The following is an 18,826-nucleotide window of genomic DNA, read 5'->3' as shown; positions in this document are numbered from 1 at the left end:
TTGCACCCTCTTGACGCGTATCCAGGTGCGTTCGTACGTTCGGGCGCACGTTTAGGAAACTTTCCTAATTCGGTCCCTTCTCTTCAGGAGCCCCCCATGACCCACCCGGGAGAGATCACGCGGCGCCAGCTTCTGCGCCGGATCGGCCTCACCGCGTTCGTCGCAGGTCCCGGCGCGGGACTGCTGAGCGCTTGCGCGACGGCCGGCGGGGGCGGTACCCCGTCTTCTGCGGCCCCCGCCACGACGCTGGCGGCCTCGGCCGACCCGAAGAACCCCTTCGGCGTCGACCCGAACAAGCCGCTCGAGGTAACGATCTTCAGCGGCGGCTACACCGACGCCTACGCCAAGGAGATCCACGAGCCGCTGTACAAGAAGGCGTTCCCCGGTGCCACGATCAAGCACAACGCCACCCAGCAGATCGGCATCCAGCTCCGCCCGCGCTTCGTCAGCGGCGACGCGCCGGACGTGATCAACAACTCCGGCCCCGAGTCGATGGACCTCGTGGCGCTCGCCGGCCAGGGCCACCTGGCCGACCTCACGGTGCTGTTCGACGCGCCCTCCTACGACGACCCGAGCAAGAAGGTCCGCGACACGGTCACCCCGGCCGTGATCACCAACGCCAAGATCGACGGCAAGGACCTGGTGCTCAACTACACCGTGTCCCACCGGGCCCTGTGGTACAACGCCCGGCTCTTCGAGCAGAAGGGCTGGACCGTGCCGAAGACCTGGGCCGAGTTCACCGCCCTGGGCGAGCAGGCGAAGAAGGAGGGCATCGTCCTGTTCGCCTACCCCGGACAGGTCGGCCCGTACTACCAGACGTGGAACATGCTCTACACGGCCGCCAAGATCGGCGGCAACCAGGTCATCATCGACATTGACAACCTCGTCGACAACGCCTGGCTCGCCGACCCGGTCAAGAAGGCCGTCGCCGCCTGGGTCGACATCCAGGCGAAGTACGGCGACAAGGCGTACTTCGGCCTCGACCACACGCAGACGCAGGTCAAGCAGCTCCAGAACAAGGTGCTGTTCTACCCGACCGGCTCGTGGATCGAGAACGAGATGGTCAAGGACATCCCGGACGACTTCGAGTACGCCATCGCCCCCATCCCCGACGTGACCCCCAGCGACGTCATGCCGTACGGCGCCATCCAGGTCGGCGTGGGCGAGAACTTCGTCGTCGGCGCCAAGGGCAAGAACCCCCAGGGCGGCCTCGAGTACCTGCGCATCATGCTGTCGAAGGAAGGCGCCAAGGGCTTCACCCAGAAGACCCAGAACCTCACCGTCGTCAACGGCGCCGCCGAGGGCGTCGACCTGCCCGCCGCGCTCCGGAGCGCCGCCAAGGCCCAGGACGCCGCCGGTCAGAACATCATCACCGACGCCCGGTTCGAAGGCTGGTACAAGGAGCTCTTCGACTACGCCACCGAGCAGATGAACGTGGTCATGGCCGGGCGCAGCACCCCCGAGGAGTTCTGCGTCAACGTGCAGAAGAAGGCCGACGAGATCAAGAAGGATTCGAAGGTCTCCAAGCAGACGCGGAGCGAATAGTTCGATGGAGCGGCTGCGCAAGTACGGATTCATTGCCGGGTTCCTGATCGTCCCCGTCGTCCTCTACTCGGTCTTCGTGATCAGCCCGTACATCCAGGCATTCCAGATCTCGCTGACCGACTGGGACGGGTACGCGGCGAGCCCGGCCTACGTGGGACTGGAGAACTTCGCCAAGCTCTTTGACGACGACGCGTTCTGGCAGGCGTTGCGCAACCACGGGATCCTGCTGCTGGTGCTGCCGCTCGCGACCATCGTCATCGCGCTGTTCTTCTCCTTCCTCATCAACCTGGGCGGAGGGTCGCACGGCGCGGGGATGCGCGGCATCTGGGGGTCGAAGTTCTACCGCGTCGTGTTCTTCTTCCCCCAGGTGCTGGCCGTGGCCGTGGTCGGCGTGCTCTTCAGGGCCATCTACCGGCCCGACGAGTACGGCGTCGTCAACGGGGTGCTGATCAAGCTGGGCTTCGACCCGGTGGGCTGGCTCGTCGAGCCGAGCATCGCCCTGTGGGCGGTCATCGCGGTGATGGTCTGGCAGGCCGTCGGCTTCTACGTGGTGCTGTTCTCGGCGGGCATGGCGGCCATCCCGAAGGACTACTTCGAGGCGGCCGCCCTCGACGGGGCCGGCCGGTTCCGGCTGTTCTTCTCCATCACGCTGCCCCTGCTGCGCGACACCGTCCAGGTCGGCTGGGTCTACCTGGGCATCGCCGCGTTCGACGGCTTCGCCCTGATCCAGGTGCTCACCGGTGACAAGGGCGAGCCCGACGGCACCACGCACGTGCTGCCCGTGCAGATCTGGAAGACCGCCTTCAACTACAGCGAGTACGGATACGCCTCCGCGATGGGCGTGGCGCTGTTCTTCCTCACGGTCACGTTCGCGGTGCTGACGCTGCGCACCACCCGGCGCGAAAGGATCGAGTTCTGATGGCCACGCGTCGTCGCCGCCTGTCGAGGCCCCGGCCGAGCCTGCTCAGCGGGCTGTCCCACGTCGCGCTGGTCATCTGGGCGCTGCTGATCATCCTGCCGCTGCTGTGGACGTTCCTGGCCTCGTTCAAGAACAACGCCGAGATCTTCGGCGACGCGCTGCAACTCCCGCAGGCGCTGCGGTGGGAGGCGTGGGGGCGGGCCTGGGACAAGGCCCACGTCGGGCGCTACCTGCTCAACACGGTGATCGTGGTCTTCTTCAGCACGCTGGGCACGATGGTGTTCGGGTCGATGGCCGCCTACGTGCTGGCGCGCTACCGGTTCCCCGGCAACCGGCTGATCTACTACTTCTTCGTGGCGGGCATGGCGTTCCCGGTGTTCCTGGCGCTCGGGCCGCTGTTCTTCGTGGTGCAGCAGGTCGGCCTGCTCTACACGCACACGGGCCTGGTGCTGGTCTACATCGCCTACTCGCTGCCGTTCACGGTCTTCTTCCTGGCCGCCTTCTTCCGCGGGCTGCCGGAGTCGGTGGCCGAGGCGGCCAGGATCGACGGGGCCTCCCATACGCGGACGTTCTTCCAGATCATGGTGCCGATGGCCAAGCCCGGCCTGATCAGCATCACCATCTTCAACGTGCTCGGCCAGTGGAACCAGTATCTGCTGCCGCTCGTGCTCGTCGCCCGCGACGAGGAGGACTGGGTCATCACCCAGGGCATCGCCAGCATCTCCACGCTGGCGGGCGCCGACGCCGACTGGCCGAGCCTGTTCGCCGCGCTCAGCATGACGATCCTGCCGGTGCTCGTCGTGTACGTCATCTTCCAGCGCCAGATCCAGTCGGGGCTCGGCGCGGGGGCGCTGAAGTAACGTGGCCTCATGGACGTCGAGCAGAAGCTGCGCGAGCTGCCCCGGTGGCGGCGCGAGGGTGACGAGATCAGGCGCACGGTCAGCGCGCCCGACTTCCCCACGGCCATCCGGATCGTCGACGAGATCGCGGTCCGGGCCGAGGAGCTCAACCACCATCCCGACATCGACATCCGCTGGCGCGACCTGCACCTCGCGCTGACCACGCATGATCAGGGCGGCCTCACCGAGCTCGACTTCACCCTGGCCGCCCTGATTGACGACATCGCCGCGAAACACGGTGCGTAGCCGAGCGGCTACTGGTTAGAGTGGTGCCCTCGCCGAGCCCGGACCGTACGGGCTCCCGGACCGGGGGATCTCCATGCGCGTGCCCGCACTCCTGCTCGTCCTGCTCGCGGCCGGTTGCGCGGGCTCCCCGCCGCAGCTCGCGCACGCCCCCGACCCCGGCGACGTGCGCCTGACCGGCGGCGGCGAGCTCACCGACGGCGACACCGCCGCCATCGCCTACGACCGCAAGCTCGTCCCGGCCGGCGCGCAGGCCAGCGTCACCGCCGAGTCCACCGGCGGGCAGACGCTCACCTCCCTCGTCGTCGAGGGGCTGCTGCCGACCCGCCCCTACGGCGCCCACCTGCACACCAAGCCCTGCGGCAAGACCGGCGAGGACGCCGGCCCCCACTACCAGCACGAGCCCGGCCAGGCCAGCGTGCGCAACGAGGTGTGGCTCGACTTCACCACCGACAGCTCGGGGGCAGGCCGCGCCACGGCGCGCAACGCCTGGTCGCTCGACTCCGGCAGGCTGCCCGGCTCCCTGGTGATCCACGCCCGTCACACCACGTCCTCGGGCCCCGACGCGGGCGCGGCGGGCGACCGGCTGGCCTGCGTGACGCTCAAGTGAGCGCGTGACGGCGCCTGATCACGACCGTGACCACGGCGATGAGCGCCACGCCCAGCGGGAGCGCGCCCAGCACCAGCGCCTGACGCCACACGCCGCGCGCCCCGGTCGGCAGCACCCGGTCACCGGCCGGCGTCAGCGCGGCGGGGAAGACCTCGCCCGCCTCGGCGTCCGGCACGGTGGCGACGACGATCGGTGCCTTCGACCGGTCGTCGAACACGAAGGACGCCCGGCAGTCGTAGCGCCCCTGGCCCAGGGCCTGGCACGACACGACCGTCGCGGTGCCGGGCGTCCCGGCGTGGCCGAGCGCCACCTTCAGCTCCGGCAGAGAGACCAGGACGACGGTGGCCGCCAGCCAGATCAGCAGGGCTCCCGGGATCAGCAGCCCCAGCAGCCGCCCGGCGACCGCCGGGGTGGTGGTGGGTTCCGTGGTGAGTTCCGTGGTGAGTTCCGTACGTGACACGCCGCCCACCCTGCCGCCGGGCGCTTGGAATTCACCTGCATACCGCTGACCTCGTCGCGGCCCCGGTCAGGAGTGGCCGGCGGGGATGGTGCCGAGCCGGCCCGCCTGGAAGTCCTCGAAGGCCTGGACGAGCTCGGCGCGGGTGTTCATGACGAACGGGCCGTAGTGGGCGACCGGCTCGCCGATCGGCGCGCCGCCCAGCACGATCACCTCCAGCGTGTCCTTGGCGGTCAGCGTGATGCTCTCGCCGTCGGTGGTGAGGCCGGGCCGGTTGCCGAAGCCGTTGAACACCGCGAGCTGGCCGCCGTGCAGGGGCCGCCGGTCGGCGCCCGCCGTGCCGCGCCCCGACAGGGCGTAGGCCAGCGCGTTGAAGTCCTTGCGCCACGGCAGCGTGAGCCGGCCGCCGGGGCTGATCGTGGCGTGCAGCAGCGTGATCGGCGTCTGCGTGCTGCCGGGGCCGGAGTGACCGGCCAGGTCGCCGGCGATCAGGCGCACCAGCGCGCTGCCGTCGTGGCTGCTGAGCAGCACCACGGACGAGCGCCCGATGTCCTGATATTTCGGCGCGGTCATCTTCTTGGCGCCGGGCAGGTTGACCCACAGCTGGATGCCGTGGAACAGCCCGCCCTGCTGCACCAGCCACTCCGGCGGCGCCTCCTTGTGCAGGATGCCGGCCCCGGCGGTCATCCACTGGGTGTCGCCGTTGGTGATCGAGCCGCCGCCTCCGTTGGAGTCGAGGTGGTCCATCACCCCGTCGATCATGTACGTGACCGTCTCGAAGCCCCGGTGCGGATGCCAGGGGGTGCCCTTGGGCTCACCGGCCGCGTAGTCGACCTCGCCCATCTGGTCCATCATCACGAACGGGTCCAGGTAGGCGGGCTTGATCGCGGCCAGCGCCCGGCGCACCGGGAAGCCCTCGCCCTCGAAGCCGCTGGGCGCCGTCTCGACGGCCAGCACCTTGCGCTGCGGCGTCCCGGCCACCGGCTCGGGCAGGCGGGGGAGGGTGAGGAGGTTGTCGACGGTCACGGCGGGCATCTCGGGCTCCTTACGGCCGGGGATCGTGCTCCGGTCAACCCAGTTTAGTTTTCAACTATTCCACCATGAGCCTGAACGCGCCCCGCGCCAGCGCCAGGAGCTCCTGGCCCGTCCGGTCGTCGTCGAACGGCGCGCCCGGGTTCACCGCCATGAGCGTCACGACGTACGTCCTGCCGTCCCTGGTGGTGGCGCTGAAGCTCATGTCGAGCAGCCCAGGCTCCGAGCCGCCCTTGTACCAGGCCGCCCGCCACCGGTCCGCCGGCAGCCCGAGCCCGGCGTCGTTCGCCGACATGATCTCGCCGATCCGGCCGTCGTCCAGCTTCGCCAGCCCCGCGTGGGCGCGGCAGACGTCCATCGGCGAGGCGAACCACTCGATCGTGTCCAGCTCGCGCGGCCGCTGCCACCCGGCGATCTCCCGCAGCGGCACCTTCGCCACCACGTCCGCCAGGAACGCGCGCCTGCCCCGGGTGTCCTCGGCCAGATAGCGCTCGGCCAGCTCCGGATAGCGGGCGCCCTTGAGCGCGAACAGCTCCCTGGTGGTCAGCAGCGGCTCGTTGCGCCGCTCGTGCCCCTTCGTCCAGGCGCGCATCGTCCGCTCGACCGCCCGCCGGCCCGCCCGGTGCACGAGCAGGTCCGTGGCCGTGTTGTCGCTGATCGAGATCATCAGCTTGGCGGCCTCCAGGACCGTCACCTTGCTGCCGTCGGGCAGGTCCTGCAACCGGCCGGTCGGCAGGCTCTTCAGCTCCGGCGTGATCGTCAGCTTCGTGTCCCAGCGGTAGGCGCCCTTCTTGATCTGCGCGGCCACCGTGCCGAGCACGAACAGCTTGACCATCGACCCCAGCGGCCGGCGCACGCCCGTCGCGACGCCCCGCACCGGACGGCAGGACCGGCCGGTGACCTCGGCCGCGACGAACCCGGTGCGCGGCGCGACCGCGCGCAGCCGCCGCTCCAGCTCGCCCCAGCTCGCCGGCGTGGGCCGCGGCTCGGGCGGCTCGGCCAGCAGCAGCCCGCTGATCAGCCCGGCGCCGTTCACGCCGAGCGTCAGCAGGTAGCGCCTGCCGCCCAGGTCCACGGCGGCCACGAGCGCGCCCGCGTGCTGGACGTGCACCGAGCGCACCTGGATGCCCTTGTAGGCGGCCAGCGCCTCGTTGATCCGCTCGGCGGGGACCGCGGCGAGGAACTCGGGGGCGAAGCGCGCCTCCAGCTCGGCCTGCCCGATCGGCGTCCGCGTGGCGGCGTCCAGCACCCAGCGCAGCGCGTCGCCCAGCGGCGTGTCCGGGATCTCGGCGCCCGCGACCCGGGCGATGCCGGCGTAAGAGACGGGCACGGCTTGGGCGGGGACGGTCAGGGCGGGGACGGCCAGGGCGACGGCGCAGGCGACGGCAGCCAGGCTTCGTGCCGGGTGGTTCATGAGGAAGATCCCTTCCGCTCGACGGATCTCCAGCAAAACGCGGACCGGCCCGCCCGGCCCACCGTGCGGGCCACCGTCCCGGCGGTGCGGACGGCCGTACGAAGTGTGCGGTCAACCGGATGGACGCCGTCCGGAAGGCTTGTGACGATGGTCGGATATGCGTACCAACCTGGCGGCGGTCCTGGCGGCCGCGACCGCGGCCGTGACGCTGGTGGCGGCCACCGTCGCGACGGGCGGGCCCCTCGCCTCGCAGGCGGCGTTCGTCGCCGTCGGCCTGATCCTCCCGGCGCTCGGCCTGCTGCTCGCCCTCCGGCGGCCCGACGTGCCCTACGGCAGGCTGCTGCTGGCCGCCGCCGTCTGCTTCGGCGTCGGCCTGTCCGGGGTCGCCCTGGCGGACGTCGCGCCGGGGCTCGCCCGGGCGGCCCTCGCCGCGATGGCCGTCTTCTACGGGCTGAGCTGGGTGTACGTGCCGCTGCTGTTCCCGGAGGGCCGGCTGCCGTCGCGGCGCTGGCGGCCCGTCGCCTGGCTCGCCGGGGTCGCGATCGCCCTGCACGCCGCCGGCAACCTGACGGTGTCGTTCCTGCCCGGCCGGCCCATCGACGTGCACGGCCCCGTCCAGTGGGCCGGCGTCTTCGCCTCCGCGGCCGGGCAGTTCACGGTCTGGGTCCTCGGTCACGTGGTGTTCGCCGGGCTCGTGCTCCGCTGGTGGCGCAGCCGCCCGCCCGAGCGGGCCCAGTACGGCTGGATGGCCGCCGGAGCCGCCGCCAACCAGATCGGGATCGTGCTCGGCTACCTGTTCCTGAGCGGCGGCCAGGCCCCGGCGGTCGGCCTGGTCGGCATGCTGGCCGTGCTCGGCGCGCTGCCCGGCGCGATCGTCGTCGCGGTCGCCCGCCACCACCTGCTCGACATCCGCATCGGCCTGCGCGGCTCGCGTCTGCTCCTGGTGTTCGACGTACGGCCGACCGTGGGGGAGGTGCTGTCCGGCCTCGCCCCCGACCTGGAGGACAGCCGGGAACCCGTGGAGCAGCTCGGCCGGCTCGCCGAGGCCGTACGGACCGGCCTGGAGACGCGCTGGGCGGCCGTCACGCTGGCCGACGGCAGGCGGGTGGTGTCCGGGGCCGAGGACGGCCCCGCGGCCCTCACCCTGCCCGTACGGGGCGGCCAGGGGCGGCTCGAATGCGGCCCCCGCGTCTCCGGCCGCCTGACCCGCGAGGACCGGCGCTTCCTGGAAGCGCTCGCCGTGCCCGCCGGGCTCGCCATCCAGAGCGCCGGGCTGGCCACCCGCCTGGTCAACGCCCAGGAGGCCGAGCGGCGGCGCATCGAGCGCAACATCCACGACGGCGTCCAGCAGCAGCTCGTCGCCCTCATCGCCGGGATCGAGCTGGCCCGCGCCACCGGGGGCGGCGCCGCGACCCTCGCCGGCCTGCGCGAACAGGCCCGCCAGACCCTCGCCGACCTGCGCGAGCTGGCCGCCGGCATCCACCCGTCGGCGCTGAGCCAGGGCGGCCTCGTCGAGGCCGTCGAGGAGCGCTGCGCCCGGCTGCCCGTGCCCGTCCACGTCCACGCCGGGCGCGACCTGCGGGCCGAGCGCTTCCCCGACGAGGTCGAGGGCGCGATGTACTTCACCGTGAGCGAGGCCGTGGCCAACGCGCTCAAGCACGCCGCGGCGGCCAGGATAGAAGTGCGGCTGTCCAGGGACGACGGACGGCTCGGCGTGACCGTGGGCGACGACGGCGCCGGCTTCGAGGCCCGGCCCGGCGTGCTCGGCACGCTGACCGACCGGCTCACCGCGCTGGGCGGCGGGCTGCGGGTCGACAGCGAGCGGGGAAAGGGGACACGGGTGCACGCCTGGGTGCCGGTCGATGGGTGAGCCGATCAGGGCCGTCCTGGCCGACGACCACTACCTGGTGCGCGAGGGCACCCGGCGGCTGCTGGAGACCTCCGCCGAGGTCACCGTCGCCGCCGCCGTCGGCGACGCCGACCAGCTCCTCGACGCCGTCCGCAGGCTCCGGCCCGACGTGGTGGTCACCGACATCCGGATGCCCGGAGGGCGGTGGCGGCAGGGCTTCGAGGGCATCGACGCCGCCCACCGCGTGCGCGCCGCCCACCCGGGCGTCGGCATCGTCGTGCTGTCGCAGTACTCCGACGCGCTGTTCGCCCTGGAGCTGTTCAAGCACGGCACCGAGGGGCTGGCCTACCTGCTGAAGGACCGCGTCGGCGACCTCGACGAGCTGCTGGGCGCGATCAGGGCGGTCGCCTCCGGCGGCTCCGTCATCGACCCGAAGGTGGTCGAGGGCCTGATGGCCAGGCACGACGTGCGCGGCGAGCCGGAGTCGCTCACCCCGCGCGAGCGCGACGTGCTGCGCGAGATGGCCCACGGCAGGTCCAACGGCGCCATCGCCAGGGCGCTGCACCTGTCGGTGTCGTCGGTGGAGAAGAACGTCAACGCCATCTTCACCAAGCTCGGCCTGGAGAACAGCGGCGACGTCCACCGCAGGGTCGCCGCCGTCCTGGCCTACCTGCGCCCCTAGCCGAACACCGCGGGAGGCGGCACCGGTGCGAGCACCGCGTCGCCGTCCCTGATGGGCGCGGCCCCGGCGATGAAGTTGACCAGCGCCTCGCCGTGCACGCACCGCGCCTGCGTGAGGCCGCCCGCCGCGCGGCGGGTGAGCAGCTCGACCGGCAGCTCCGTCCGGGAGGCGGCGACGATGAGGTTGCCGAACCGGCGTCCCCGCATCACCCCCGGCTCGGCCAGCAGCGCCACGTGCCGGAACGCGCCCGTCACCGTGGCCAGCAGCCGCCTGGCGAACGCCAGGCCCTTGCCGTCGGCCAGGTTGACCAGCAGCGTGCCCGAAGGGCGCAGCACCCGGGCGATGTCGCCCAGGTATTCCTCGGTGGCCAGCTCCACGGGCATCGTCGCGCCGCTGAAGGCGTCCAGGACCAGCAGGTCGGCCGTGGCGTCCCACACCTTCGCGGTGCCCTCGCGCCCACCGGCCACGATGACCTTCAGCCGGGGCACCGAGCGCAGCGCGAGCTGCTCGCGCACCAGGTCGACGAGCAGCCCGTCGGGCTCGATGACGATGTGCCGCGACCCCGGCCGGGTCGCCGTGACGTAACGGGGGATCGTGCACGCCCCGCCGCCCACGTGGACGCAGCTCAGCTCCCCTTCAGGAAGCAAATCGATGACGTCCGCCATGAGGCGTACGTACTCGAATTCCAGGAATGTGGGGTCTTGTAGGTCGACATACGACTGCGGTACGCCATCCTTGGACAGCATCCAGCCGTCCTGCCTGTCCAGATCCCGGAGCAGTTCGACCTCGCCGAACGTCACCGAATACTGGCCGGGGGCCGGTTCCCGCTGCTGTCCACGTGCCACGCTGATCCCTCCCTGGGAGAACCGTATGCGACGCAGAAGGCTGATTGTGCTCCTCGGGGCGGTTCTCGCGGTGATGGCCGCGGTGGCCTTCGCCGTCGCCGCCGCCGGCGGGGTCAGAGGCAGCGCCGCCGCCACCGCGAAGGCATATTTCGACGCCTGGCGGGCGGGTGACGTCGGGACGATGAGCCGGCTGGTCGACCGGCCGCCGGGCGACTTCCGGGAGCGGCACCGGGCGATGGACGCCGAGCTCGGCGTCACCGGCCTGGAGTTACGCCCCGCGCCGGTGAAGAGCACCGGCGAGGAGAGCGCGGAGGCGCCGTTCAGCGGGGTGCGGACGCTGGACGAGCTGGGCGAGTGGCCGTTCGACGGGGTGCTGCGGCTGGCCGTGCGCGACGGGGAGTGGAAGGTGCTGTGGGCCCCGGAGACGCTGCACCCGGTGCTCAAGGGCGGCGCCACGGTGGAGCTGACCGACTTCGAGGGGCCGGCGGTCGAGCTGGTCACCCGGGAGGGCGATCCGATCCCGCGCGACAGTCACGTGGAGTCGTACCTGGCCAGGCTGCGGCCCGAGTTCGGGGACGTGAACCTGGGGCTGGCGCTGGTGGCCAAGGAGCCGGGCGGGGCCGAGCGGCGGCTGCTGACCGCCGAGCCGAAGCCGAACGTCGTGCGCCTCACGCTGTCGCGCCCCGTCCAGGCCGCCGCCGCGCGGGCGCTGGACGGCGTGGAGAACTCCTCGATCGTCGTGCTGCGTCCCGGCACCGGGGAGGTGCTGGCGGTGGCCGACCGGCTCAAGGACAACTACAGCGCCTTCCACGACATGTTCCCGCCCGGCTCCACGTTCAAGACGATCGTGGCCGCCGCGCTGCTGAAGTCCGGGCTCCAGCCGGGCTCCCCGGTGCCGTGCCCGGCCAGGTACGCGATCCCGGGCCACCGCGGCTTCGACAACGACGGGGAGAGGGACCGGGGCGTGGTCTCCTTCGCCGACGCGCTCGCGTACTCCTGCAACACCACGTTCGTCCAGCAGGGCACGACCCGGCTCGACGCCGAGGAGCTGCGTGAGACGGCGCTGGAGTGGGGGTTCGGGCGCAGCATGCCGACGGGCGCGCAGGGCGCGTGCGGCTCGATCGAGGACCCGCAGACGCCCGACGACGCCGGCGCGAACATCATCGGCCAGGGCAAGGTGCTGGCCACACCGCTGTGCATGGCGGCGATCGCCGCCGCCGTGCAGGACGGCACGCTGCGCTCGCCCCGGCTGCTCGCCGAGAAGGAGGTGCGCCGGATCGACGGCCCGCCGCATCCGCCGGCGCCGATGGACTCGACGGTCGTGGCGGGGCTGCGGCAGATGATGCGGGCCGTCGTGGACCACGGCACGGCCAGTGGCGCGGGGCTGCCGCCGGGGGTGGCGGGCAAGACGGGGACGGCCGAGGTGCAGGGTCAGCGGCCGCACGCCTGGTTCATGGGATTCACCGACGACCTGGCGTTCTGCGTCTTCGTCAGGCACGGCGGATCGGGCGGCTCGGCGGCGGTGCCGATCGCGGTCCGCTTTCTCAACGGTCTCTAACCTACGGTACCGTAGGTTTCATGACGACGATCACCGTAAAGCCCCGGTTGCGCGGTTGGTTGCACGCGGGGGCGCTGCCCGTGACCCTGCTGGGCGGGTTCGCGCTCGTGGCGCTCGGCCCCACGCTCCAGGCCCGTCTCGCCGCCGCCGTCTACGCGATCACCTCGGGGCTGCTCTTCGGCATCTCGGCCACCTACCACCGCAGCACGCTCGGCCCCCGGCTGGCGGAGGTGCTGCGGCGCTGCGACCACGCGAACATCTACCTGATCATCGCGGGCACCTACACGCCGTTCGCGCTGCTGGCGCTCGACGGGGCCGCCCGGGTGGCGGTGCTCGGCGTGATCTGGGGCGGGGCGCTGGCCGGGGTGCTGTTCAGGGTGCTGTGGATGGGCGCGCCGCGCTGGCTCTACACCGTGCTCTACCTGGCGCTCGGCTGGACCGCGATCTTCGTGATGCCGCAGCTCCTGGAGGGCGCGGGGGTGGTCGCCGTGGTGCTCGTCGCCGTCGGCGGCGTCTTCTACAGCGCCGGCGCCGTCGTGTACGGGCTGCGCCGGCCCGACCCGTCGCCGCGCTGGTTCGGCTACCACGAGGTTTTCCACGCCTTCACGCTGGCCGCCTACCTGGTGCAGTACATTGCGGTGTCGATCGTGGTCTATTCACAGTGATTTGACCGCATGCGGGGCTATCCGGGAGTCGATCCTGGACAGCAGAGCGGAATGGAACGACTCGCAAGCACCTGGTGGCTGGTGCTCATCCGCGGCATCGCGGCGATCCTCTTCGGCATCCTCGCGCTGATCTGGCCGGGCATCACGCTGCTCGTGCTGGTGGTCTTCTTCGGCGCGTACGCGATCGTCGACGGGATCTTCTCGATCTTCTCCGGGTTCCGGCACGGGGCGCGGTCGCGGGCGTGGCCGATCTTCATCGGCGTCGTCAGCGTCCTGGCCGGCATCGTGGCCCTGGTGTGGCCCGGCATCACCTCGCTGGCACTGCTGTACGTGGTCGCGTTCTGGGCGATCTTCCACGGGATCGCCGAGATCGTGGACGGGATCCAGCTCCGCAAGGTGATCGACAACGAGTGGATGCTCATCGTGGGCGGCATCCTGTCGGTGATCTTCGGCGTCCTGCTGCTGATCTGGCCGGGGGCGGGCCTGCTCACGCTGGCCTGGCTGATCGGGATCTTCGCCATCCTGTACGGCATCGCGATGGTGGCTCTGGCGTTCCGGGTGAAGAACCTCGCGCCGAAGGCCCATCATCCGTAAATCTTACGTATATATCGGGATGAAGGCGGGAAATGTACAGCATGTCCGGCTCATTGTGGAGGAGACATGGACGTACACGCCCGCCTCGCCCGCCACCTGCTCGTCGACGGTTACCGGCTCGTCCTCGACCTGGAGCTCAGCCAGGGCTCCTGGCTGGTCGACGCCCGCGACGGCCGCCGCTACCTGGACTTCTACACGTTCTTCGCATCCGCGCCCCTGGGCGTGAACCCGCCCTTCGACCCGGACTTCACCCGCCTGCTCGGCCAGGTCGCCCGGAACAAACCCGCCAACCCCGACATGTACACCGAACACCTGGCGGACTTCGTCGACACCTTCACCCGCGTGTTCGGCGACCCGGCCCTTCCCCACCTGTTCTTCGTCGAGGGCGGCGCGCTGGCCGTCGAGAACGCGCTGAAGACGGCCTTCGACTACAAGAGCCGCCGCAACGAGGCCGCCGGCCGCTCACCCGCGCTCGGCACCCGCGTCCTGCACCTCACCCAGGCCTTCCACGGCCGCAGCGGCTACACGCTGAGCCTGACCAACACCGACCCGGTCAAGACCGAGCGCTTCCCCGTCTTCGACTGGCCCCGCGTGGACGTGCCCGCCATCCACTTCGGCGACGTCGAGGCGGCCGAGGAACGCGCGCTCGCCCAGGCCCGCGCCGCCTTCGAACGCCACCCGCACGACATCGCCTGCTTCATCGCCGAGCCCATCCAGGGCGAGGGCGGCGACAACCACATGCGCGCCGAGTTCCTCCAGGCGATGCAGCGGCTCTGCCATGCGCACGACGCGCTGTTCGTGCTGGACGAGGTGCAGACCGGCGGCGGCACCACCGGCACCCCGTGGGCCTACCAGCAGCTCGGCCTGGAGCCCGACATCGTGGCTTTCGCCAAGAAGGTCCAGGTGGGCGGCATCATGGCGGGCCGCCGGGTCGACCAGGTCGAGGACAACGTGTTCAGGCGCAGCGGGCGGATCAACTCCACCTGGGGCGGCGGGCTGGTCGACATGGTGCGCAGCCGCGGCCTGATGGAGATCATCGAACGCGACCGGCTGATCCCGCGTGCCGCCACCCTCGGCTCGGTCATCCTCGAACGCCTCACCAAGCTGGAGGCCGAGCACCCGGAGACCGTCGCGAACGTGCGCGGCCGGGGCCTGATGGCCGCCTTCGACCTGCCCGACACGGCGGCGCGCGACGCGATGGTCACCGCGCTGCGCGAGGACGCGGGCGTGCTGGTGCTGCCGTGCGGCACCCGCTCGGTGCGGCTGCGCCCGGCGCTGAACATCCCCGAGCAGGACCTGGAGCACGGGCTCGACGCCCTGGCCACCACCCTGGAGGGGTCACTCGCGCGATAACCACAGGCCGATCGCGGTGACGCGCGAGTCCACGCCCAGCTTGGCGTAGATGCGGTTGACGTGGTTCTTGACCGTCTTCTCGCTGAGGAAAAGCCGTTGCGCGATCTGGCCGTTGGACTCGCCCTTCGCGATCAGGTCCATGACCTCGGCCTCGCGCTTGCTCAATGACGTGAACACGCTCTCGAACGCTGCGTCGTCGACTCTCATCCGGCCTCCGGGGCGCGTAGACAGTCAGGTCGCCGAGGGCCCCCGAGCTTCCGGCGTTGGCGGTAGACAGCGAGCATAACTCGCAATGTCGTGATTTGGGGACGATGCCGGAAGAAAACGGCAACGGCCGGTCCTATCGGACCGGCCGTTCGCGTCAGGGTGAGTGAAGGGACTTGAACCCTCGACATCCAGGACCACAACCTGGCGCTCTGCCAACTGAGCTACACCCACCATCGTGCCGCCCGTGAGAACGGCACAGCAAAAGTGTAGCGGTGTTCGGGAGTCTTCACGCCACCCATTAACCGCTGACACGCTCGGCGAGCGTCCGGGCCGTCGCCGAATCGGGCCCGGGCTGCCCCACGAACACGGCCGCACGGTAGTAGCGCAGCTCGCGGATGCTCTCGGTGATGTCGGCCAGAGCCCGGTGACCGCCCTGCTTCTCGGGCGCGGCGAAATAGACCCGCGGATACCACCGGCGGACCAGCTCCTTGATCGACGACACGTCGATCATCCGATAGTGCAGGTAGGCGTCCACCGCCGGCATGTCACGCGACAGGAACGTGCGGTCCGTGCCGATCGAGTTGCCGCACAGCGGCGCCTTCTTCGGCTCGGCGATGTGCCGCCGCAGGTAGTCGAGCACCATGGACTCCGCCTCGGCCAGCGTCACCCCGCCGGCCAGCTCCGGCAGCAGCCCGGACGCGGTGTGCATCTCCCTGACCACCTGCGACATCTGCTCCAGCGACTCCGGCGGCGGCTTGATGACCACGTCGACGCCCTCGTCCAGCTGGTTGAGCTCGCTGTCGGTGACGATGCACGCCACCTCCACGAGCGCGTCGCGCCCGAGATCGAGCCCGGTCATCTCGCAGTCGATCCAGACCAGCAAGTCACTCATTCGTTCTCCTCGCCGCAGCGGCCCGGAGTGACCCGCCCCGCTTGCCTACCCCACCAGCCTAGTGCCACCGGTCAGGCGGGCTTGATAGAGCTGAGCACGTCACCGACCACGTCGGTGCCCAGGTTGTCCGGGACCGAGATGTAGACCAGCGCCGGACGCTCGCCCTCGCCCCGGTCCATCAGCACGACCGCGCCGCTCTCCTTCTTCCACTTGAAGTTCTTCTGCTCCGACACCTTGGTGAAGTCGTACTCGAACTGCACCACCCAGGCGTCCCGGTCACCGATCTTCATGGCCTTGTCGGCGACGATCTTGCTCTCGTGGGGGAGGTCGTAGTAGCGGGCGAAGTCCGCCATCACCAGCTTGGCCGTGGTGCCCAGGCTCGCCGCCCCGGCGTACGGGAAGCGCTCGATCAGCTCACCCGCGTAGATGTTGCCCACCCAGTCGCTCTCACCGTCGAACTTCTCGTGCGCGACCTTGCCCACGCCGCTCGTCCACGACTGGATGGCCGGGTTGGTGCCGTTGATCGAGCTCGCCTCCGGCACCGTCCACCCATCCGGCACCTCGTACGAGAGGCCCGCGATGGGGTCGGTCACCGTGCCGTCCTGCGGCTGCGGGAGCTGGGCCGGGGTCGTCGGCCGATCCGTGGGCTGGTCGGTCGGCGGGTCGGAGGGCCGCTCGCTCGGCGGGTCCTCCGTCTCCGGCAGCGACTGCGTCGGCGAGTCGGTCGGCGCCGCCACCGGCGAGGAGCTGTTGGCCAGGTAGATGCCCGCCACCGCGATCAGCGCCACCACCACCAGCGCCGCCAGGCCGCCGAGCACCCACGGCAGCGGGTTGCTCTGCTTGGGCGGCGGCCCGTAACCGGGACCGGGCAGCGGCGCGCCGCCCCACTGACCGGGCTGCTGCGGGGGCTGCTGGGTCTGCTGGGGCGGTTGCTGCTGCTGCGGCGGGGCCTGCGCGAACTGCGGCTGCTGGCCGTAGGCGAGCGTGGGATTCGCCGGGGCCGACGACCAGTCGGGCTGGCTCTGAGGCTGCTGCGGGCGGCTCTGGGGCTGCTGCGATCCCTGCTCCAGGGGGTGGGTGGCGTCCGTCCACTGGTTGCCGTCCCACCACCGCAACTGAGGGGATCCGTACGGGTCGGGGTACCAGCCCGCGGGGGTCTGCTGGGTCATGCCCGTCAGAGTAGTAAGAACGGCTTTGAGATGCATTGTTGCGCCGTTCGGCACTTGGGCTTCAGCACTTGTACGTGAAAGTCGCCTTGCCGCTGCGCGCCGGGCCCGGCGACAGCACCCGCAGCGTCGACGTCGCCTTCACCGTGCTCTCACCCTGCAACTCCCAGCGCAGCGTCAGGTCGTACGACGTCCTGTCCGCCCGGGTGCGCAGGGTGCCGCGCTCGACCTTCTTCTCCAGGTTCTGGCGCCACTCGTACCGGATCTCGCCCACGCCGCCGTTCGTGGTGATCGTGCCCGTGACGGTCACCACGGTGTCGCAGCCCTGAGTCTTCTTCGGCACGCGCACCGCCACCTCCGACACGGCCAGCTCCGGGCCGCCGCCGTTCAGCCGCAGCCAGGCGAACGCCGCGCCCGCCAGCACCACCGCCAGCACCACCGCCGACAGCGCCGTCCGCCGCCGCCGCGCCCTGCCCCGCCGGCCCGCGCCGCGCCGCCCGCCCGGCCCGTCACGGCCCTCACGCCAGATCCGCTCGGCCGCCGTCTCCGCCGGCGCCCCGACCCCCGGCCCGAACCGCACCTCCCCGTCCCCCTGCCGCCCCGGCCGCGTGGCCACCTCAGCCCCCGGCCGCGTCCCCGCGACGCCGTCCGGGCCTGCGGGAGTACGGGCCTCGGGGACGTGCAGAAGCGTGACGATGTCGCCCTCGTCCCGATCCTCCGGCCCCTGGGCGGCCGGCTGCCGGTACGCCGAGGGCTGGGCGAACACCGAACGGCCGCGCGCCGCCCGGGCCAGGCCGTCCCGGCTGACCGTTCCCGGGGGCAGCTCGGCCAGCAGCAGATCCCGGGCCGCCGCCAGCCCTCTGGTGACCGCCGTGCCCGCCGCCCGTTCGAACAGCGCCGCCACTTGGGGCGCCTCCCTGGTGCTCGAGGCCGCCAGCCCGCGTGCCAGCGACGCCCACCCGGCGGCGTCCCGCTCCGGAGCGGACACCTGGCCCCGGATGGCGTCGGCCAGGCCGCGCTCCGACAGCAGCGCCTCCCCCTCGGCCGTGATCACCACGGTCCCCGGATGCACGGAGCCGTGAGTCACCCCGGCGGCGTGCAGCCCGAGCAGCGTTCGCGCCGTCTCCACCAGCACCGACGCCGCCCCACCGGCTTCCACACCCCCCAACAACGACACACCCCCATCCCCGTACGGGTGGCCGTCCTGAGCGGGGAAACCCCCGAGGGGCTGCCCGCTTTGGGCGGGAGCGTCGCCGTACGGGTGGTTGCCCCGGCCGGGGGCGTCGCCGGACGGGGGGATGGTGAGGAGGGTGGAGAGGGTGGGGGTGACCGCCTGGGCGGTCAGGAGCCACACCTGGTCGCTGGCCGCCACGACGTCCGCCACCGGGATGAGCCCCGTGAGGCCGCCGAGGACGAGGCGGCGGTCGGTGAGGACGGCGGACACGACGCGCTCCCGCACCCCGGGCAGTTCGATGACGCGCGCGTCGAACAGCAGCGCCCCCGCCCGCCGCCCGTCGGGTGAGATCGCGTCGATCCAGTTGCCCAGCTCGGTGATCCACGTGTGCTCGGTCAGCCGGAACCCGGCAATACCGTTTCTCGGACTGCTCATCGCCGTCGCCCCCCGCCGCGTCTTCTAGCGCTTCCTGCGGTGCCGTCCCGCCATGCGGCGTTTCACCGCAAGTGTGACGGGAAGCGCGCCTGTCGTCACGAGCCCGGCCGCGAGCAGTGCCGCGGGGGCCGCCGCTGCCGTGGAGGGCTCGGGGCCGGGGAGTCCGGGCGTGGTCTCGCCGTCGCCCGTGGGCTCTTCGTCCGGGGTGGGGGTCTGGGACGTCGGGGTTCGGGTGGGCGTGGGGCGGGGCGGCCGGGTGGTCGCCTGGGTGGCGGTGGGGGTGGGGG

Annotated in this window: 19 protein-coding genes, 1 tRNA gene and 1 pseudogene; 11 read left to right on the top strand and 10 right to left on the bottom strand. The window is 71.5% G+C overall.

Going from position 1 to position 18,826, the window contains the following annotated elements; translation table 11 throughout:
• The first annotated feature begins 96 nt into the window (after window positions 1-96).
• From ngcE to KME80_RS38580, 5 genes are all read left to right on the top strand, one after another.
• Entirely contained in the window at window positions 97-1,545 is a 1,449-nt protein-coding gene (ngcE, locus tag KME80_RS38600) for an N-acetylglucosamine/diacetylchitobiose ABC transporter substrate-binding protein (RefSeq protein WP_219513692.1), read from the top strand.
• A gap of 4 nt (window positions 1,546-1,549) precedes the next feature.
• A complete protein-coding gene (locus KME80_RS38595) occupies window positions 1,550-2,464 on the top strand; it encodes a carbohydrate ABC transporter permease (protein WP_219513690.1) in 915 nt (304 codons plus the stop codon).
• Window positions 2,464-3,324: a carbohydrate ABC transporter permease gene (locus tag KME80_RS38590; RefSeq protein WP_219513688.1), complete on the top strand. Its 861-nt coding sequence runs from the start codon at window positions 2,464-2,466 to the stop codon at window positions 3,322-3,324. Before KME80_RS38595 ends, KME80_RS38590 begins: the two co-directional genes overlap by 1 nt.
• A gap of 9 nt (window positions 3,325-3,333) precedes the next feature.
• Window positions 3,334-3,609, top strand: coding sequence for a 4a-hydroxytetrahydrobiopterin dehydratase (locus tag KME80_RS38585; RefSeq protein WP_219513680.1), 276 nt, complete (start codon window positions 3,334-3,336; stop codon window positions 3,607-3,609).
• A 73-nt stretch (window positions 3,610-3,682) separates the two neighbouring features.
• Window positions 3,683-4,216 carry a superoxide dismutase family protein gene (locus KME80_RS38580; RefSeq protein ID WP_219513678.1) on the top strand — a complete coding sequence of 178 codons (534 nt, stop codon included), beginning with the start codon at window positions 3,683-3,685 and terminating at the stop codon, window positions 4,214-4,216.
• Here KME80_RS38580 and KME80_RS38575 read toward each other — a convergent pair.
• The 3 genes from KME80_RS38575 to KME80_RS38565 form a co-directional block, all read right to left on the bottom strand.
• Window positions 4,209-4,676, bottom strand: a complete 468-nt coding sequence (locus tag KME80_RS38575) for a hypothetical protein (RefSeq protein ID WP_219513670.1) — start codon at window positions 4,674-4,676, stop codon at window positions 4,209-4,211. The genes KME80_RS38580 and KME80_RS38575 overlap by 8 nt on opposite strands.
• Window positions 4,677-4,742: 66 nt before the next feature.
• Window positions 4,743-5,708 carry a pirin family protein gene (locus KME80_RS38570; protein ID WP_219513668.1) on the bottom strand — a complete coding sequence of 322 codons (966 nt, stop codon included), beginning with the start codon at window positions 5,706-5,708 and terminating at the stop codon, window positions 4,743-4,745.
• Window positions 5,709-5,763: 55 nt separating this feature from the next.
• On the bottom strand, window positions 5,764-7,119 hold the full coding sequence (locus KME80_RS38565; protein WP_219513666.1) for a serine hydrolase: 1,356 nt from the start codon (window positions 7,117-7,119) through the stop codon (window positions 5,764-5,766).
• Between the two features lie 157 nt (window positions 7,120-7,276).
• Between KME80_RS38565 and KME80_RS38560 the strand changes: the two genes are divergently transcribed.
• Both KME80_RS38560 and KME80_RS38555 read left to right on the top strand, forming a co-directional pair.
• A complete protein-coding gene (locus tag KME80_RS38560; protein ID WP_219513664.1) occupies window positions 7,277-8,989 on the top strand; it encodes a sensor histidine kinase in 1,713 nt (570 codons plus the stop codon).
• Window positions 8,982-9,650, top strand: coding sequence for a response regulator transcription factor (locus KME80_RS38555; protein ID WP_246646449.1), 669 nt, complete (start codon window positions 8,982-8,984; stop codon window positions 9,648-9,650). The genes KME80_RS38560 and KME80_RS38555 overlap by 8 nt, the downstream gene beginning before the upstream one ends.
• Here KME80_RS38555 and KME80_RS38550 read toward each other — a convergent pair.
• Complete coding sequence (locus KME80_RS38550) at window positions 9,647-10,495, bottom strand: spermidine synthase (RefSeq protein WP_308126101.1); 849 nt, start codon at window positions 10,493-10,495, stop codon at window positions 9,647-9,649. The two genes, KME80_RS38555 and KME80_RS38550, sit on opposite strands and share 4 nt — an antisense overlap.
• A gap of 25 nt (window positions 10,496-10,520) precedes the next feature.
• Here KME80_RS38550 and KME80_RS38545 point away from each other — a divergent pair, with 25 nt between their 5' ends.
• The 4 genes from KME80_RS38545 (at window position 10,521) to lat (ending at window position 14,665) form a co-directional block, all read left to right on the top strand.
• Window positions 10,521-12,053, top strand: coding sequence for a penicillin-binding transpeptidase domain-containing protein (locus KME80_RS38545; protein WP_219513642.1), 1,533 nt, complete (start codon window positions 10,521-10,523; stop codon window positions 12,051-12,053).
• Window positions 12,054-12,073: 20 nt separating this feature from the next.
• Entirely contained in the window at window positions 12,074-12,718 is a 645-nt protein-coding gene (gene trhA / locus KME80_RS38540) for a PAQR family membrane homeostasis protein TrhA (protein WP_219513640.1), read from the top strand.
• 51 nt (window positions 12,719-12,769) lie between these two features.
• Window positions 12,770-13,312, top strand: coding sequence for an HdeD family acid-resistance protein (locus KME80_RS38535; RefSeq protein WP_219513632.1), 543 nt, complete (start codon window positions 12,770-12,772; stop codon window positions 13,310-13,312).
• Between the two features lie 66 nt (window positions 13,313-13,378).
• A complete protein-coding gene (gene lat / locus KME80_RS38530) occupies window positions 13,379-14,665 on the top strand; it encodes an L-lysine 6-transaminase (RefSeq protein WP_219513630.1) in 1,287 nt (428 codons plus the stop codon).
• On the opposite strand, the gene KME80_RS38525 is transcribed toward lat, so the two are convergent.
• The 6 genes and pseudogenes from KME80_RS38525 to KME80_RS38500 form a co-directional block, all read right to left on the bottom strand.
• Window positions 14,651-14,872, bottom strand: coding sequence for a helix-turn-helix domain-containing protein (locus tag KME80_RS38525; protein ID WP_049556178.1), 222 nt, complete (start codon window positions 14,870-14,872; stop codon window positions 14,651-14,653). The genes lat and KME80_RS38525 overlap by 15 nt on opposite strands.
• Window positions 14,873-15,030: 158 nt before the next feature.
• Window positions 15,031-15,103 (bottom strand) — tRNA-His (locus tag KME80_RS38520).
• A gap of 67 nt (window positions 15,104-15,170) precedes the next feature.
• Window positions 15,171-15,764 carry an oligoribonuclease gene (orn, locus tag KME80_RS38515; protein ID WP_219513622.1) on the bottom strand — a complete coding sequence of 198 codons (594 nt, stop codon included), beginning with the start codon at window positions 15,762-15,764 and terminating at the stop codon, window positions 15,171-15,173.
• Window positions 15,765-15,835: 71 nt separating this feature from the next.
• Window positions 15,836-16,933 carry a DUF2510 domain-containing protein gene (locus KME80_RS38510; RefSeq protein ID WP_219513612.1) on the bottom strand — a complete coding sequence of 366 codons (1,098 nt, stop codon included), beginning with the start codon at window positions 16,931-16,933 and terminating at the stop codon, window positions 15,836-15,838.
• A 61-nt stretch (window positions 16,934-16,994) separates the two neighbouring features.
• Complete coding sequence (locus KME80_RS38505; protein ID WP_219513604.1) at window positions 16,995-18,539, bottom strand: protein kinase family protein; 1,545 nt, start codon at window positions 18,537-18,539, stop codon at window positions 16,995-16,997.
• Between the two features lie 24 nt (window positions 18,540-18,563).
• Window positions 18,564-18,826 (bottom strand): annotated as a pseudogene (locus tag KME80_RS38500) (serine/threonine-protein kinase); the annotation flags it as partial.

The organism is Nonomuraea ceibae (genome assembly GCF_019396325.1).
Classification (GTDB): Bacteria; Actinomycetota; Actinomycetes; order Streptosporangiales; family Streptosporangiaceae; genus Nonomuraea; species Nonomuraea ceibae.
The sequence above is the reverse complement of the archived record's forward strand: the minus strand, read 5'-3'. Positions and strand labels throughout refer to the sequence as shown.